13 protein-coding genes are annotated in these 15,387 nt (G+C 69.7%); all 13 read left to right on the forward strand.

All coding sequences use genetic code 11. The annotated features are described in order from the left end of the window. The first annotated feature begins 326 nt into the window (after positions 1–326). The gene (gene recD / locus FHT09_RS16915) at positions 327–2,489 is read left to right on the forward strand and encodes an exodeoxyribonuclease V subunit alpha (RefSeq protein WP_184417041.1); all 2,163 of its coding nucleotides are present in this window, start codon (positions 327–329) and stop codon (positions 2,487–2,489) included. A 692-nt stretch (positions 2,490–3,181) separates the two neighbouring features. Next, a complete protein-coding gene (locus tag FHT09_RS16925; protein WP_219843007.1) occupies positions 3,182–4,081 on the forward strand; it encodes an intradiol ring-cleavage dioxygenase in 900 nt (299 codons plus the stop codon). A gap of 63 nt (positions 4,082–4,144) precedes the next feature. Continuing rightward, the gene (locus FHT09_RS16930) at positions 4,145–5,032 is read left to right on the forward strand and encodes a sugar phosphate isomerase/epimerase family protein (protein ID WP_104607527.1); all 888 of its coding nucleotides are present in this window, start codon (positions 4,145–4,147) and stop codon (positions 5,030–5,032) included. Between the two features lie 62 nt (positions 5,033–5,094). Continuing rightward, complete coding sequence (iolG, locus tag FHT09_RS16935; protein WP_184417043.1) at positions 5,095–6,090, forward strand: inositol 2-dehydrogenase; 996 nt, start codon at positions 5,095–5,097, stop codon at positions 6,088–6,090. 61 nt (positions 6,091–6,151) lie between these two features. Continuing rightward, the gene (locus FHT09_RS16940) at positions 6,152–7,243 is read left to right on the forward strand and encodes a Gfo/Idh/MocA family oxidoreductase (protein WP_104607525.1); all 1,092 of its coding nucleotides are present in this window, start codon (positions 6,152–6,154) and stop codon (positions 7,241–7,243) included. Positions 7,244–7,300: 57 nt separating this feature from the next. Beyond that, positions 7,301–8,389, forward strand: coding sequence for a sugar-binding protein (locus FHT09_RS16945; protein ID WP_219843005.1), 1,089 nt, complete (start codon positions 7,301–7,303; stop codon positions 8,387–8,389). Positions 8,390–8,406: 17 nt separating this feature from the next. Further along, positions 8,407–9,999, forward strand: coding sequence for a sugar ABC transporter ATP-binding protein (locus FHT09_RS16950; protein ID WP_104607524.1), 1,593 nt, complete (start codon positions 8,407–8,409; stop codon positions 9,997–9,999). Between the two features lie 70 nt (positions 10,000–10,069). After that, positions 10,070–11,212 (forward strand): multiple monosaccharide ABC transporter permease, encoded by a 1,143-nt coding sequence (gene mmsB, locus FHT09_RS16955; protein WP_219843004.1) that lies wholly within the window; start codon positions 10,070–10,072, stop codon positions 11,210–11,212. Positions 11,213–11,245: 33 nt separating this feature from the next. Beyond that, positions 11,246–11,557 (forward strand): Dabb family protein, encoded by a 312-nt coding sequence (locus tag FHT09_RS16960; protein WP_104607522.1) that lies wholly within the window; start codon positions 11,246–11,248, stop codon positions 11,555–11,557. Positions 11,558–11,582: 25 nt separating this feature from the next. Further along, positions 11,583–12,647, forward strand: coding sequence for a maleylacetate reductase (locus FHT09_RS16965; RefSeq protein ID WP_104607521.1), 1,065 nt, complete (start codon positions 11,583–11,585; stop codon positions 12,645–12,647). A gap of 154 nt (positions 12,648–12,801) precedes the next feature. Continuing rightward, on the forward strand, positions 12,802–14,118 hold the full coding sequence (locus tag FHT09_RS16970) for a carbohydrate porin (protein ID WP_181141475.1): 1,317 nt from the start codon (positions 12,802–12,804) through the stop codon (positions 14,116–14,118). Positions 14,119–14,266: 148 nt separating this feature from the next. Then, complete coding sequence (locus tag FHT09_RS16975) at positions 14,267–15,181, forward strand: LysR family transcriptional regulator (protein WP_104607519.1); 915 nt, start codon at positions 14,267–14,269, stop codon at positions 15,179–15,181. Between the two features lie 54 nt (positions 15,182–15,235). Further along, positions 15,236–15,370 carry a hypothetical protein gene (locus FHT09_RS20345; protein WP_258077308.1) on the forward strand — a complete coding sequence of 45 codons (135 nt, stop codon included), beginning with the start codon at positions 15,236–15,238 and terminating at the stop codon, positions 15,368–15,370. Positions 15,371–15,387 lie beyond the last annotated feature (17 nt).

The raw sequence follows: 15,387 nt of genomic DNA on the forward strand, positions 1-15,387 counted from the left end.
CTGGCGCGCGTGCCTTGGAGCGCCCGCGCCGCTGGCGCGGGCTGGGGCGCGGAGCGGGGGTTGGGGTGAGGGCAGGTCCGCCGCCGAAGCATCCGAGCCATGACCCAACAGACCGGACTCCCGATCAGCGCGGTGCGCAAGCCCCTCTTCCCCCGGGGCGGGCAGGCACCGCTTGCGCGCCACGGCGCACGTGCCCGGCAGTGCCTGCGCCACGCCGCGCGGGCCGGGGCGCGCAGCGGAGCTTGGGCTGAGGGTGTCGTGCAGGGTCAGAAATGTGCCGATCGACAACTCGCCCGAGGCGCCTCCGCCCAGCAGGGGGCCGCCCCATGAACCAGCCAACCCTCTTCAGCGCGCTGATCAGGGCCGAGGCGCTACGCCCGCTGGATCTGGCGCTCGCGCAAAGCCTGCAACGCCTGGCCCCGGACACCGACCCACAGGTCCTGGCCGGCGCCGCGCTCGCCTCGCTGGCCGTCACCAGCGGCCACGCCGGGCTGGACCCCACCCGCGCCGCCATGCTGCTGGACGCGCGCGAAGGCCCATCGCCCGCGCTCCCGGACCCCACCGACTGGCAACGCACCCTGGCCGCCTCGCGCTGGGTCGACCAACCGAATCCGCAAGACCCCGCCGCCGCCGACTGCCCGCTGGTCCTCGAACACGGCCTGCTCTACCTGCGCCGCTACCGCGAGTACGAGCGCCGTCTGGCGCTGGGCCTGCAACGCATCGCCGCCCACTCGCCGCCGCCCTTCGACGCCGCCAAGCTGGCCCCGCTGTTCGCGCAGTTGTTCCCGAACCCGGCGATCCCTCTCCCGCCTGCGGGAGAGGGTGCCCGAAGGGCGGGTGAGGGTACGGGCCTGCCCGAGCCATCCGTCCACCAAGAAGGTACGGACCCGCCCGCCCCATCCCACCACCAAGACCGCCAGGCCCAGGCCGCCGCCCTGGCGCTGCGCCGCACCCTGCTGCTGGTCACCGGCGGCCCCGGTACCGGCAAGACCACCACCATCGCCCGTCTGCTGCTGCTGCGCATCGCGCAAGCCCACGCAGCCAACACCCCGGCCCCGCGCATCGCCCTGGCCGCGCCCACCGGCCGCGCCGCCGAGCGCATGGCCGAGAGCCTGCGCGCCGCCGTCGCGCGCGCCATCGCCAACGGCACCGACCCGGCCCTGGCCGACGCGCTGCCCACCGGCGCCAGCACCCTGCATCGCCTGCTCGGCGTCATTCCGGATTCCCCGCAGTTCCGCCACACCGCCGACAACCCGCTGCCGTTCGACCTGATCGTGGTCGACGAAGCCTCCATGGTCGACCTGCCGCTGATGTGCAAGCTGGTCGAAGCCGTGGCCGACGGCACCCAGCTGATCCTGCTCGGCGATGCCGACCAGCTGCCCTCGGTGGAAGCCGGCGACGTGCTCGCCGCCATCCTGCAGGCCGCCGGCCCCGGCGATGCCCTGCAGCCGCAGGACGCACAGGCGCTGCAGCCGTTGCTCGGCAACGTGCCCGCTGACACCACGCCCACCGCCACCCACGGCGGCGGCCTGGCCGGTCACCGCGTGCACCTGCTGCGCGGCTACCGCCAGGCGGACGACTTCGCACTCGCTCCGTTGGCCGACGCCGTGCGCGCCGGCGATGCCGACACCGCCCTGGCCCTGCTGCGCAGCGGCGAACTGGCCGGCGTGCACTTCCACGAAGACGGCGAAGATCCGCTCGCCCTAGGCCGCGACGCATTGCTCGCGCACTGGCGCGCGCTGGCCGACGCACACGACCCGGCCGCGGCCCTGCGCGATGCCGCGCGCCTGCGCCTGCTCACCGCCGTGCGCGCCGGCCCGCAGGGCGCACGCGGCCTCAACGCCCGTATCGAACAACTGCTGGCCGACACCGGCGCCGGCGGCCGCCGCCTTGGCGCCGCCTCGCCCTGGTTCCAGGGCCGCCTGCTGCTGATCACCGAAAACAGCTACCGCCACGGCCTGTTCAACGGCGACGTCGGCATCTGCCTGCGCAGTGAAGCGAGTCCCTTTTCGGGGCGCAGCGACGCAAGCCCGTCTTCAGCGCCAGGCCAGTCCGGCGCCACCGCCGACCGCCACGCCCCAGGCACGGACAGCCGTGCCCAAGGTCCGTTGGTCGCCTGGTTCGAAGGCGATGGCGACGGCCAGGTGCGCGGCTTCCATCCCGCCGCACTGCCCGCCCACGAAAGCGCCTTCGCCATGACCGTGCACAAGGCCCAGGGCAGCGAATTCGACACCGTCTGGCTGCAACTGCCCACCCGCGACGCCCGCGTGCTCAGCCGCGAACTGCTCTACACCGGCATCACCCGCGCCCGCCGCGCCCTGCACCTGGCCGGCAGCGAAGCGGTCATCCGCGCCGCGCTGGCCCGGCACGCCGCCCGCATCTCGGGCCTGGCGTGGCGGTTGGGCGGCGCGCAGGCGCCGCCGGCTGCCGAAGCTGCACCCGAGGTACCTGCTGCCCCGGTTGCGCCAATGCAAGGCTCGTTGTTCTGATGACATCACGCGCTTGGAGATCGCATGCACCTTGATGACAAGGACGCCCCAGTTTCCGGGCTGATCCTGTACCGCAGCGATGATGCGCAGACGCGCGTCCAGGTGCCGAAGGCGATTCGGGCTGGCTGACCCAGGCGCAGAGTGCAGAGCTTTGCCAGACGCGCCCACAAACCATCACTCAGCACCGCTAAGCGTTTGTTGCATCCACGAGCAGCCTGAGCGGAAAGAAGCGGCAACTTGTAAGGAGCACTTACAAGTTCGCCAGGAGGCAGAACGGCGGGTTCGCCGGCAGCTTGGACACTACCGCCTGGACGTCATCCTGGCCATTGGTGATCGCGTCCGTTCGCCCGCGGCACGCATTTCCGGCAATGGGCCACCGCCCGGCTTTCCGAGTAGCTGGTCAAAGGCATCGCCCTGGATGACGAATGCCTCGAGCGCGGCCCCGATGACGGTCACCTCGAAGACCTGCTCGGCGAGATCCGCGACATCTGCTTCTCTGGCGGCGACCGTCCGGCGGGCTCGGCAGTTGGCGCCGCCGGCTCCGCAGGAAGGGGCCAGGCTCCGATTTTCCCGGAAGACGCAAAAGAGTTTCCTTGAATTGACCATTCCCATCATAATTAGGAAGGTATAAGTTCCTTCCAGACGAAGGTCCCCGCCCACGAGCGGAGACCGCGGACACGGGAGGAGGAAGCTTGACGACGAACACCGGCGAACCGCTGGCGGTGGAAGGCGCGTACTTCGAAGAAGACACCTCGGTGGAGGTGGTCAACTCGCGCATGGGTGCGGCGGCCGATCCGCGGCTGCGTGCCATCCTCGAGGTGCTCACCCGGCATCTCCACGAAGCGGTCAAGGAGATCGAGCCGACCCATGAGGAATGGTTCGCGGCGATCCGCTTCCTCACCGACACCGGCCACATGTGCACGGACTGGCGCCAGGAGTTCATCCTGCTGTCGGACGTGCTGGGCGTCACCATGCTGGTGGACTCGATCAACCACCGCCGGCCCAGCGGCGCCACGCCCAACACCATCCTCGGCCCGTTCTATGTGGAAGGCGCCCCGCGCTACCCCAACGGCGCCAACATCTGCCTGGACGGCAAGGGCATCCCCACCCTGGTCCGCGGTCGCGTGCTCGACATCCACGGCCAGCCCATCGCCGGCGCCACGCTCGACGTGTGGCAGACCAACGACGACGGCTTCTACGACGTGCAGCAGAAGGGCGTGCAGCCGGACTACAACCTGCGCGGCCTGTTCACGTCCGAGGCCGATGGCCGCTACTGGCTGCGCACCGTCAAGCCGCGGTTCTACCCGATCCCCTACGACGGCCCGGTCGGCAAGCTGCTCAAGGCGGTCGACCGCCACCCGAATCGCGCGGCCCACCTGCACTTCATCGTCGAGGCCCCGGGCTTCCAGCAGGTGATCACCCATATCTTCGCCCCCGACTGCCCCTACCTGGCCGAGGACGCCGTGTTCGGGGTCAAGCGCGAACTCGTGGCCGAGTTCAGGCAGGTGGACGATCCCGCGCTGGCCGAGCAGTACGGCCTGCCGCCCTCGTTCCTGCTGGTGGAATGGGACTTCATCCTGGCCCCCCGCTAGGCGCACGCCCACGGGATCCGAACACTTCAAGCAATGAATGCCGCACGGCCTGGGAGGGCATGCATGGACATCAGCGACATCGAACTCTGCGCGTCGTACTGGACGATCGCAGGCAACACCTTTCCCGGCGCCCCCAGCGAGGTGAGCCCGTTCCCGCTGCGCGAACGTGCCGAGATCGCCGGCCGCGTCGGCTGGCGCGGCATGGGCCTGGTGCATGCCGACCTCGCCGCGAGCATCGCGCAGGAAGGCATCGACACCGTCCGCAGCCTGTTCGCCGACAACGGCATCCGCCACGTCGAGCTGGAATTCCTGGTCGACTGGCATCTGGACGACGCCAAGCGCGTCGCGTCGGACACGACCTTCAGCGAGATGCTGGACATCGCATCGCGGCTGGAGGTCTCGAAGATCAAGCTGGGCGCGGGACTGTTCGAGGACGCTGCGCCGGACCTGCCGCGCATGCGCGACGCCATCGCGCGGATCGGCGAGCGCGCGGCGCCGCTCGGGATCGACATCGTCGTCGAGTTCCTGCCGTTCGCCAGCGTCAACTCGATCGACCGCGCACTCGCACTCACCCAGAACCTGGGCGTGGAGAACGTCGGCATCCTGGTGGACACCTGGCATGTGCAGCGCGGCGGCATGCATGCGAACGACATCCGCGCGATCCCGCCGGCCCTGCTGAAGGCGGTCGAGCTCAACGATGCCGACCTGGATGTCGTGGACTCCCTGTTCAACGATTCGACCCATCACCGCCGGCTGTGCGGCGAAGGCGCGATCGACCTGCACGCGCAGATCCAGGCCATCCTCGACGTGGGCTATCGCGGTTACTGGGGGGTGGAGGTGATCTCCGCCGAGCACCGCAGGCTGCCGCTGGAACAGGCGGCCCGGCGCGCGTTCGACACCACGATGGCGCAGTTCGAACACGTGCGCTTCTCCGACGCCATCGCGGCGTGATCCCCCGGCCGCCCCGCCGGGTCGGCCTGCCCTTTCCTTCCCCCTCTCGGGAGTCTTCCCCAATGCTTGGAGTCGCAGTGCTCGGTGCGGGTCGCATCGGACGTATCCACTCGCGCAACGTCGCCGCCCATCCCGACGCACGGCTGGTGGCGATCGCCGACCCGCTCGCCGGCGCGGTCGAACCGCTGGCGCAGGCGCTCGGCGCCGAGGCGTTGCTCGACGCCGTGGCTGCCATCGAACATCCGCAGGTCCAGGCGGTGGTGATCGGCACGCCGACCGACACCCATGCGCCGCTGCTGCTGCGGGCGGTGGAGCTGGGCAAGGCGGTGCTGTGCGAGAAGCCGATCGACGAGTCGCTGGCGCAGAGCGAAGCGGTGGCCGCGCGCGTCGAGGCGCTCGGCGGCCGGGTCATGATGGCCTTCAACCGCCGCTTCGAGAGCAGCTTCGCCGCGATCCGGCGCGCGATCGTGGCCGGGGAGATCGGCGAGGTGAGGCAGGTCATCATCTCCAGCCGCGATCCGGGCATGCCGCCTCCCGGCTACGTGGCGCGGTCCGGCGGCATCTTCCGCGACATGACCATCCACGACCTGGACATGGCGCGCTTCCTGCTGGGCGAAGAGCCCGTCGAGGTCAGCGCCACCGCCAGCCGGCTCGTCGACCCGGTGCTGACCGAACGCTACGACGACTACGACACCGCGATGGTCACGTTGCGGACGGCCAGCGGCAAGCAGTGCCACATCAACAACTGCCGCGAGGCCGTCTACGGCTACGACCAGCGCATCGAGGTGTTCGGCGCCACCGGCATGCTGCTGCAGGACAACCTGCGCGCGACCACGCTGCGCCGCTGGGGCGCGGACGCCACCGATGCACGCGAACCGCTGCTCAACTTCTTCCTGGACCGCTACGCCCAGGCCTACGCCGCCGAACTGGACGCCTTCATCGGCGCACTGGTGGCCGGCACCGCGCTGCCCACCGGGATCGACGACGGTCTCAGGGCGCTCAGGCTCGCCGAGGCCGCGCTGGCCTCGGTGCAGAGCGGACGCGTCGTGGCGGTCTGAACCCGAACCCCCGGCCGCGCATGGCCGACATGATCCAGCGCCTGCAATGGAGGGAATACAGATGAGTTACGCAGTTGGACCGGACAAGACGATCGGCGTCGCCTGCCTCGGCATCACCCACCCGCACACCTCGGGACGGGTGATGGCGTTCCAGCGCGCTGCGGGCGTGCGTTTTCTCGGCGCCTACGACGAGAGCCCGCTGCTCGCACCCTTCGTCGAGGCGCTGGGCCTCCAGGCCCGCAGCAAGGACGCGATCCTGGCCGACCCGGCGGTGGACGCGGTGCTGATCCACCCCAAGAGCTACCTGATGGCCGACTGGGCGATCGAGGCGCTGGACGCGGGCAAGGCCGTGCTCTGCGAGAAGCCGGCGGGCCGTGGCTCGCACGACACCGCGCGCATCCTGGAGACGGTCGAGCGCACCGGCGGCCTGTTCCAGGTCGGCTACTGCTGGCGCTATGCGCCGTCGGTGGACAAGATGCAGGAAGTGGTGCGCTCCGGACGCCTGGGCAAGATCCTGCAGGTACGCGCACACGCCGGGTGCTCGCACCACGAGGCCGGCACCAGCCACATGAAGCAGGCCGGGGACATCGGCGGTGCCTTCTACGTGATCGGCTGCCACACCATCGACCGCGTGCTGCTGCACTTCGGCATGCCGCGCAGCGTCAACGCGCGCATCACCAAGTTCGCCGGCGCGATGGACGAGACCGCGCGCGAGGACGCGGCGGCGGCCATCCTCAACTACGACGACAAGATCGTCACGATCGACTTCATGTCGTGGGACCCGCTGCCCTGGACCGAGAGCTGGGACATCACCGCCTACGGTACCGAGGGGATCATGCATTCCCGCCCCTTGCCGGCGTCGTACAAGATCTACGACAGCGGCCGCAACGGCCACGCCGAAGGCTGGACCGAATGGAACGAGACCAGCTTTCCGGAGATATGGGCGATCCGCAAGACCGTCTACTCGCCGGAGCTGGCCGAGATCGGCAACCCGGTCTATTTCGACCGTGAGGCCACCCGCTTCCTCGCGGCGCTGCGCAGCGGCGACGCGTCCAACGTGCCGGCCAGCCAGGCCCATCACATCAACCTGATCCTGGAAGCCTTCTTCGCCTCGGCGGCGCAGCAGGGCAGCGAGATCGTGCTTGCACCGTAGACGCCCGGACCGCCCGGTCACCGATGCCGTATCCGCCATGAGGGAGAGCCAACGACCATGAAGCCGTTCGACCGCAGGGCCTTTCTGGGCATGAGTTCGCTCGCGCTGCTGTCGCCGCTGCTCGGCGGCTGCGCGCGCGCGCCGAAGTCGCCCAAGGGCACCATCGGCATCACCCTCACCAGCAAGACCGAGGCGCGCTGGGTGTCGGACGGCAACAACATGGTCCGCGCCCTGACCGGCATGGGCTACGACGTCGACCTGCAGTACGCGCAGTACGACGTCCCGGTCCAGCTCTCGCAGGTCGAGAACCTCGTGGCCAAGGGCGTGCGCGCCTTGATCATCGCGCCGGTGGACGGCACCACCATGATCACGGCACTGCGGCAGGCCCGCGAGCAGGGCATCCGCACGCTGTCCTACGACCGCCTGATCCGCGGCACCGCCGACGTGGACTACTACGTGACCTTCGACAACCGGCAGACCGGCGTCCTGCAGGGCAAGGACATCGTCGACAAGCTCGGACTCGCCGCGGGCAAGGGTCCGTTCACGCTGGAGCTGTTCTCCGGCTCGCTCGACGACAACAACGCGCACGTGGTCTACGACGGCGTCATGTCGCAGCTCAAGCCCCACATCGACAGCGGCCGGCTGGTCGTCCGCAGCCGCCAGCTGACGCTCAACCAGACCGCCACCTCCAACTGGGATGGCGCGCTGGCGCAGGCGCGCATGGACAACCTGCTGAGTGCGTTCTACACGCGCCAGCACCTGGACGCGGTGCTGGCGATGAACGATTCCATCGCCACCGGCGTCGTCTCCTCGCTCAAGAGCGTGGGCTACGGCACCAAAGACAACCCGATGCCGGTCATCACCGGGCAGGACGCGGAAGTACCCAACGTCAAGTCCATCGTCCGCGGCGACCAGACCTCCAGCGTCTTCAAGGACACCCGCGCGCTCGCGGTGACCGCGGCACGGATGGTGGACGCCATGCTCGAGGGCCGCAGCGTCCCGGTCAACGACACCCGCTCCTACGACAACGGCGCCAAGATCGTCGCCACCCAGCTGCTGCAACCCGTGCTGATCGACCGCTCCAACTGGAAGGAGAAGCTGATCCTGCAAGGCGGGTTCTACACCGAAGCCCAGATCCTGGGCTGAGGCGGAGGAAGACCATCATGCTCCAGTCTGTACTGCATCCCGCCGCGACGCACGTGGCAGCCCCGGCCGACGGCGACGTCATCCTCGAGATGAAGGACATCGCCAAGCGCTTCGGCCCGGTCCAGGCGCTGCGCCAGGTGGACCTGACGGTCCGGCGCGGCGAGATCCACGCGATCTGCGGCGAGAACGGCGCCGGCAAGTCCACGCTGATGAACGTGTTGAGCGGCGTGTACCCGCACGGCAGCCATGAGGGCCGCATCGTCTTCGACGGCCGGGAGCGCAAGTTCTCCGGGCTGCGCGACAGCGAGCGCACCGGCATCTGCATCATCCACCAGGAGCTGGCGCTGGCCCCGCTGCTGTCGATCACCGAGAACCTGTTCCTCGGCCATGAGACGGCCCGCTTCGGCGTCATCGACTGGGACGCCGCGCATGCCGAGGCGCGCACGCTGCTCGACCGCGTCGGCCTGGCCGATGCCGCGCAGACCCCGGTGGGCGAGCTCGGCATCGGCAAGCAGCAGCTGGTCGAGATCGCCAAGGCGCTGGCCAAGGACGTCAAGCTGATGATCCTGGACGAACCCACCGCCAGCCTCAACGAGACCGACAGCGCGCAACTGCTCGACCTGATGCTCGAACTCAAGGCACGCGGCGTCACCGCCATCATCATCTCGCACAAGCTCAACGAGATCCGGCGGGTGGCCGACGCGGTCACGGTGATCCGCGACGGTGCCACCGTCGACACCCTGCAATGCGCCGACCACGAGGTGGACGAGAGCCGCATCGTCGCCGCGATGGTCGGGCGCGAGCTGTCCGACCGCTATCCGTCGCGCCGCCATGCCGTGGGCGAGGTCCTGTTCGAGGTGCGCAACTGGCGCGTGGTCGATCCGCAACGCCCGGACCGCGACATCATCCGCGATGTCAGCCTGACCGCGCGGCGCGGCGAGATCGTGGGCATCTCCGGGCTGATGGGCGCGGGTCGCACCGAGCTGGCCCTGAGCCTGTTCGGGCGCCTGCACGGCCGCCATGTCGGCGGCTCGGTGCACCTGGGCGGCCGCGAGATCGACACCTCCAACGTGGCCCGCGCCATCGCCGCCGGCCTGGCCTACGTCACCGAGGACCGCAAGGGCAGCGGCCTGGTGCCCGAGGAGAGCATCGCGCGCAACACCGTGCTCGCCAACCTGGCCAAGGTGTCGCGCTGGGGCTTCGTGGTCGACGCCTTCAAGGTGCTCGACGTCGCCTCGGACTACTGCCAGCGCATGCGCACCCGCTGCCACGACGTGCTGCAGCAGGTGGGCACGCTGTCCGGCGGCAACCAGCAGAAGGTGGTGCTGAGCAAGTGGCTGTTCACCGACCCCGAGGTGCTGATCCTCGACGAGCCGACGCGCGGCATCGATGTCGGAGCGAAGTACGAGATCTACAAGATCATCAACGAGTTCGCCGAGTCCGGCAAATGCGTGATCATGATTTCTTCGGAGATGCCCGAACTGCTGGGCACGTGCGACCGGATCTACGTGATGAACGAGGGCCGTTTCGTCGGCGCCTTCACCGCGGCGGCCGCTTCGCAGGAAGCCATCATGCGCGCCATCCAGAACAACCAAGCGCTGAGCGCCTGAGGGAGACGACCGCATGACACCACTCGATACCGCCACGGTTCCGCCGCAGTCCGGCGAGCCCCTGCTGCTGGTGCTGCGCCGGCGCCTGGGCAACTACGGCCTGCTGCTTTCGCTGGTCGCGATCATGGCCTTCTTCCAGTACGCGACCGGCGGCGTGCTGCTGCAGCCGCTCAACATCACCAACCTGCTGCTGCAGAACAGCTATGTCGTCATCATGGCGCTGGGCATGCTGATGGTGATCGTGTGCGGCCACATCGACCTGTCGGTGGGCTCGGTGGCCGGTTTCGTGGGCGCGCTGGCCGGCGCGCTGATGGTGACCCATCAGATGGGCCTGGTACCGGCGGTCGTGCTCTGCCTGGTCGCCGGGGCAGCCGCCGGCGCGCTGCAGGGCTACTGGGTCGCGTACTGGCGCATGCCGTCCTTCATCGTGACCCTGGCCGGCATGCTGGTCTTCCGCGGCGTCACCATCGCCCTGTCCGACGGCGCGTCGGTGGGGCCGTTCCCGCCGCTGTTCACCTCGATCAGCTCCGGATTCCTGCCCGATCCGTTCGCGACCCACCGCCTCCACCTGCTGTCGCTGGTCATTGGCACGCTGGCCACGCTCGCCTTCCTGGCCGTCGAGGTCCGCGCCCGCGCGCGCTCGCTGTCGCGCGGCGCGACCGTCCCCTCGCTGTCGGTGTTCGCGCTCAGGAACGGCACCGTGGCCGCGCTGTTGCTGGTGTTCTGCTACACCCTGGCCAGCTATCGCGGCATCCCCACGGTGATGGTGATCATGGGCGTGCTCATCGCCTTCTACACCTTCCTGATGAACCGCACGGTGCTCGGCCGGCGCATCTACGCGGTGGGCGGCAACCTGAAGGCCGCACGGCTGTCCGGCGTCAACACCGAGCGCGTGGCATTCGTCGCTTTCGTCAACATGGGCCTGCTCGCGGCCGTCGCCGGGTTGATCTTCGCCGCGCGCCTCAACAGTGCGACGCCGCGTGCGGGAACCGGATTCGAACTCGACGTGATCGCCGCGGTCTTCATCGGCGGCGCCTCGGCCTCGGGCGGTGCGGGCAAGGTGCTCGGCGTCGTGATCGGCGCCTTCATCATGGGCGTGCTCAACAACGGCATGTCGATCCTCGGCCTCGGCGTGGACTACCAGCAGATGATCAAGGGCCTGGTCCTGCTCGCCGCCGTGTTCATCGACATCTACCAGAAGAACAAGTCCTGACCCGCCTGCCCCTCCCCCCCGTCTGGAGCATCCATGATCAAGCATATCGTCATGTGGAACGTGCGCGGCGAGACCGCGGAAGAGAAGGCCGAGGTGGCCGCCCGGGTCAAATCCGGCTTCGAGGCGATGGCCGCGCTGATCCCGGGACTGGCCAAGCTCGAGGTCGGGCTCGACTGCAGCCACGTCGACTACGCGTGCGACATGGTGCTCTACACCGAGTTCGAGAGCCAGGAAGCGCTCGACGCGTACGCGGTGCATCCCGAGCACCTGCGTCTGCGCGACGCGCTGCTGGGGGCGCGCATCGCGCGGTTCCAGGTGGACTACCCGGTGGACGCCGCCGCATGAGCCGCCCCTTGCAGAGGACAACCTGATGTACGAATTCACCTATGTCGCCCAGCCCGCCCGCGTCGTGTTCGCCAAGGGCAGCGTCGCCTCGGTCGCGAGCGAGGTGCAGGCGCTCGGTGCCCGCCGTGCGCTTGTGCTGTGCACGCCGCCCCAGCGCGCGCAGGCCGAGCGGGTCGCGGCGCTGCTGGGCGACCTGAGCGCGGGCATCCACGACGGCGCGCAGATGCACGTGCCGATCGAGGGCGCGCGCAAGGCGCGGGCGCTCGCGGCCGACCTCGGTGCCGATTGCGCAGTGGCGATCGGCGGCGGCTCGACGATCGGGCTCGGCAAGGCGATCGCCCTCGAATCGTCGCTGCCGATCCTGGCGGTGCCGACCACTTACGCCGGCTCGGAAATGACCTCCATCTACGGGCTGACCGAGGGCGGCATCAAGAAGACCGGGCGTGACCCGCGCGTCCTGCCGCGCACCGTGCTCTACGATCCGGACCTCAGCGCCACACTGCCGCTGCCGCTGTCGGTGGTGAGCGGCATGAATGCCATCGCCCACGCCGCCGAAGGCCTGTACGCGCGCGACGGCAATCCGGTCATGTCACTGATGGCCGAGGACGGCATCCGGGCCCTGGCCAGCGGGCTGCAGGGCCTCGCCGAGCAGGGGCCGCACGACGACGCGGCGCGCTCGCAGTGCCTCTACGGCGCCTGGCTATGCGGCAGCGTCCTCGGTCATGTAGGCATGGCCCTGCACCACAAGCTCTGCCACACGCTCGGCGGCAGCTTCAACCTGCCCCATGCCGAGACCCACACCATCGTGCTGCCGCACGCGCTCGCCTACAACGCCGCGGCCGCGCCCGAGGCGATGACCCGCATCGCCCGTGCCATCGGCGAGGCCGATGCGCCGGGCGGCCTCTATCGCCTGGCCGGCCGGCTCGGCGCGCCGCGCGGCCTGAAGGACATCGGCCTGCAGCCATCCGACCTCGACCGCGCGTGCGAGATCGCGCTGTCCAATCCGTACTGGAACCCGCGTCCGATCGAGGCCGGACCGTTGCGGGCCCTGCTGCAGCGGGCATGGGAAGGCGTGCCGCCGCAGCCCTGACCGGTCCACCGCTGTCGCGGGCGCCGCTCGTCCCGGCGGCCCCGCAGCGACGCATTCCATTCCGCCTCATGCCGGGTGCCGCGCACCCGGCGTGTCTTCGCGCGCCGCCCTTCGCCAGGGAGATGACCCCATGTGCAGCCCCCGATACGTTCCCTTGCTGCTGACCGCAGTGGCCCTGACGGCCGGCCCGGCCGCCGCACTGGCCCAGGACGGCGACACCGCGACCTCCGCCGCGGCCCCGCCGCAACGGCCGCCCGAGACATCGCCCGGACCGGGCGGATTCGCCGCCTGGAAGGCCGACCTCGAAGCGCGCGGGATCACGTTCGCGCTCGGCTACCGCTCCGAGGACCTGGCAGCGGTCTCGGGTGTGGACGACCACGACCTCGTCCACGCCGGACAGATCGCGCTGACCACCCTGTTCGACATGGAACGCCTGGCCGGATGGCCCGGCGCGAGCATCACCGCCAGCCTCGCCTACCGCGACGGCGACAACATCAACGACCGCTCCGCGGTGGGCGCGCTGCTGGGGCCCCAGGAAATCTACGGGCGTGGCCACGACCTGCGCCTGACCCAGTTCTGGCTCGACCAGTCGCTGTTCGGCAACCGGCTCCAGCTGCGGCTGGGCCGGCTCGCTCCCGGCGAGGACTTCCAGGCCACCGAATGCAGCTTCACCAACCTGTCGTTCTGCGCCAATCAGCCCGGCAACTACGTCGCCGACTACTGGTTCAACTGGCCGATCAGCCAATGGGGCATCACCGTACAGGGCAACCTCGACGCCACCCGCTACCTGAAGATCGGCGCCTACCAGGTCAATCAACGCAACCTGCGCGGGAACCTGTGGGAGGCACTCAGTCCCCGCGGCGGCAGCGGCGTGCTGGTGCCGTTCCAGTTCGGCTGGAACCCGACCAGCGCGGATGGCCGCATCAGCGAGTACACGATCGGTGGCTGGTACAGCGGCGCCGACCGCCAGGACGTCTACGCGGACATCGCCGGCGGGCCGGCCTCGGCCAGCGGGCTGCCGTTCCGCTGGCGCGACGGCGCGCACGGCGCGTTCGTCAGTGCCGTGCGGCAGCTCACCCGCGGCCGCGGCGAGAGCGCCAAGAGCGGCTTGCGCGCGGTGGTCAAGGCGTCGGTCGCCGACCGGGCCACCAGCACCGTGGACCGCACCTTCGCCGCCACGTTCGTCTATACCGGAGCGTCCGCGCGCCGCCCGCTCGACGACGTCGGCGTCGCGATCGCCTTCAACCATCTCAACGACCGTGTGGCCGACTACCGCGCGGAACGGCTCGCGCTGGGGCAGCAGGCACCGCTTCCCGGCGACGGCGAACGCACGATCGAGGCCTACTACAGCTTCCGGTTCGGCAGCGTCGTCATGATCCGGCCCGACATCCAGTGGATCCGGCATCCCGGCGGGATCAGCCGCCGCGACGACGTGGTGATCGTCGGCGTGCGCACCGAGATCACCTTCTAGCGGCCACGCACGATGGGCCGACACGCCCCGACGCTGCGGGTTCCCGCAGCGGTCGCGCGCCTTCCCAAGCGTCGGCGCCGCGCCCTATCATCCCCGGGCCCGCGATCTGGACGCGCGGCGCGTCCTTCTCTCCTCCGGCCGGTGACGTTTGGATCAGTTCCGCGAGATCGAGTTGTTCGTGCAACTGGCCGATTCCGGCAGCCTCAGCAAGGCGGCGCTGGAGCTCAACATCTCGGTGTCCGCCGCCAGCCGCTACCTGCACCAGCTGGAGAAGCGCCTTGGCGTGCGGCTGGTGCAGCGGACCACGCGGCAGATGTTCCTCACCGAGGCCGGGCACGAATTCCGCCGGCGCTGCCGCTCGATCCTCGGCGACCTGCGCGAGGCCGAGGCCTCGGTGCAGGACATCGCCGTGCGGCCCAAGGGACTGCTGCGGGTGACCGCATCGCTGTCGTTCTGCCTGCTGCACATCGAGCCGCTGCTGCCGGAATTCACCGCGCGCTACCCCGACATCACCATCGACATCCTCGCCGCCAACCGCTACCTGGACATCATCGGCAACAACGTCGACGTCGCCATCCGCACCCGCCAGTTCGAGGCCGACCGCGCCATCACCATCCGCCGATTGGCCGAGACCCGGCGCGTGCTGGCGGCCACGCCGCGTTACCTGGAACGCCACGGCATCCCCCGGGCGCCCGCCGACCTGCAGCACCACAAGCTGCTCATCTACGACTACGCCGACAACCCGTTCGAGCTGCCGTTCACCCGCGGGGACGACGCCGTGACCTGGGCGGTCAAGCCGTTCATCTCGACCAACGACGGGCAGATCGTGGTGAAGGCCGCGCTTGACGATCTCGGCATCCTGGTGCAACCCCTGTACATCGTCCACGAGCACCTGGCCGCTGGCCGCCTGGTCCCGGTGCTCGACGACTGGCGCCTGCCGCTGCTGACGATGAACATCGCGTTCCAGACCCGCAGCTTCATGCCGGCCAAGGTGCGCCTGTTCATCGACGCCCTGGTCGAGCGCTTCGAGACCCACGACTACAGCCGGCTCTGGAGCCGCTGACGCCCGCAGCCGCCCATCCCTTCCCCACAGGACGCGCACGCCGACGCTGGGCGAGTGTCCGCGGCACGCGAAGCGTTGAAGGGCGAGTGGTGCGGGCAGGACAGCATCCGGATCGACGACCCGTGGCGCATCTGCTTCCGATGGCGGGAGGGCGATGTCGTCGAGGTCGACATCGTCGATTACCGCTGAGCGCGAGGCATCTGTCC

It is taken from the genome of Xanthomonas sp. CFBP 8152 (assembly GCF_014199025.1).
In the GTDB taxonomy this organism is placed as follows: domain Bacteria; phylum Pseudomonadota; class Gammaproteobacteria; order Xanthomonadales; family Xanthomonadaceae; genus Xanthomonas; species Xanthomonas arboricola_B.

Excerpts from the sequence above, each read along its gene's own strand:
- recD (WP_184417041.1), top strand. The coding sequence starts at position 327 with ATGAACCAGCCAACCCTCTTCAGCGCGCTGATCAGGGCCGAGGCGCTA.
- FHT09_RS16930 (WP_104607527.1), top strand. The coding sequence starts at position 4,145 with ATGGACATCAGCGACATCGAACTCTGCGCGTCGTACTGGACGATCGCA.
- iolG (WP_184417043.1), top strand. The coding sequence starts at position 5,095 with ATGCTTGGAGTCGCAGTGCTCGGTGCGGGTCGCATCGGACGTATCCAC.
- FHT09_RS16940 (WP_104607525.1), top strand. The coding sequence starts at position 6,152 with ATGAGTTACGCAGTTGGACCGGACAAGACGATCGGCGTCGCCTGCCTC.
- FHT09_RS16945 (WP_219843005.1), top strand. The coding sequence starts at position 7,301 with ATGAAGCCGTTCGACCGCAGGGCCTTTCTGGGCATGAGTTCGCTCGCG.
- FHT09_RS16950 (WP_104607524.1), top strand. The coding sequence starts at position 8,407 with ATGCTCCAGTCTGTACTGCATCCCGCCGCGACGCACGTGGCAGCCCCG.
- FHT09_RS16960 (WP_104607522.1), top strand. The coding sequence starts at position 11,246 with ATGATCAAGCATATCGTCATGTGGAACGTGCGCGGCGAGACCGCGGAA.
- FHT09_RS16965 (WP_104607521.1), top strand. The coding sequence starts at position 11,583 with ATGTACGAATTCACCTATGTCGCCCAGCCCGCCCGCGTCGTGTTCGCC.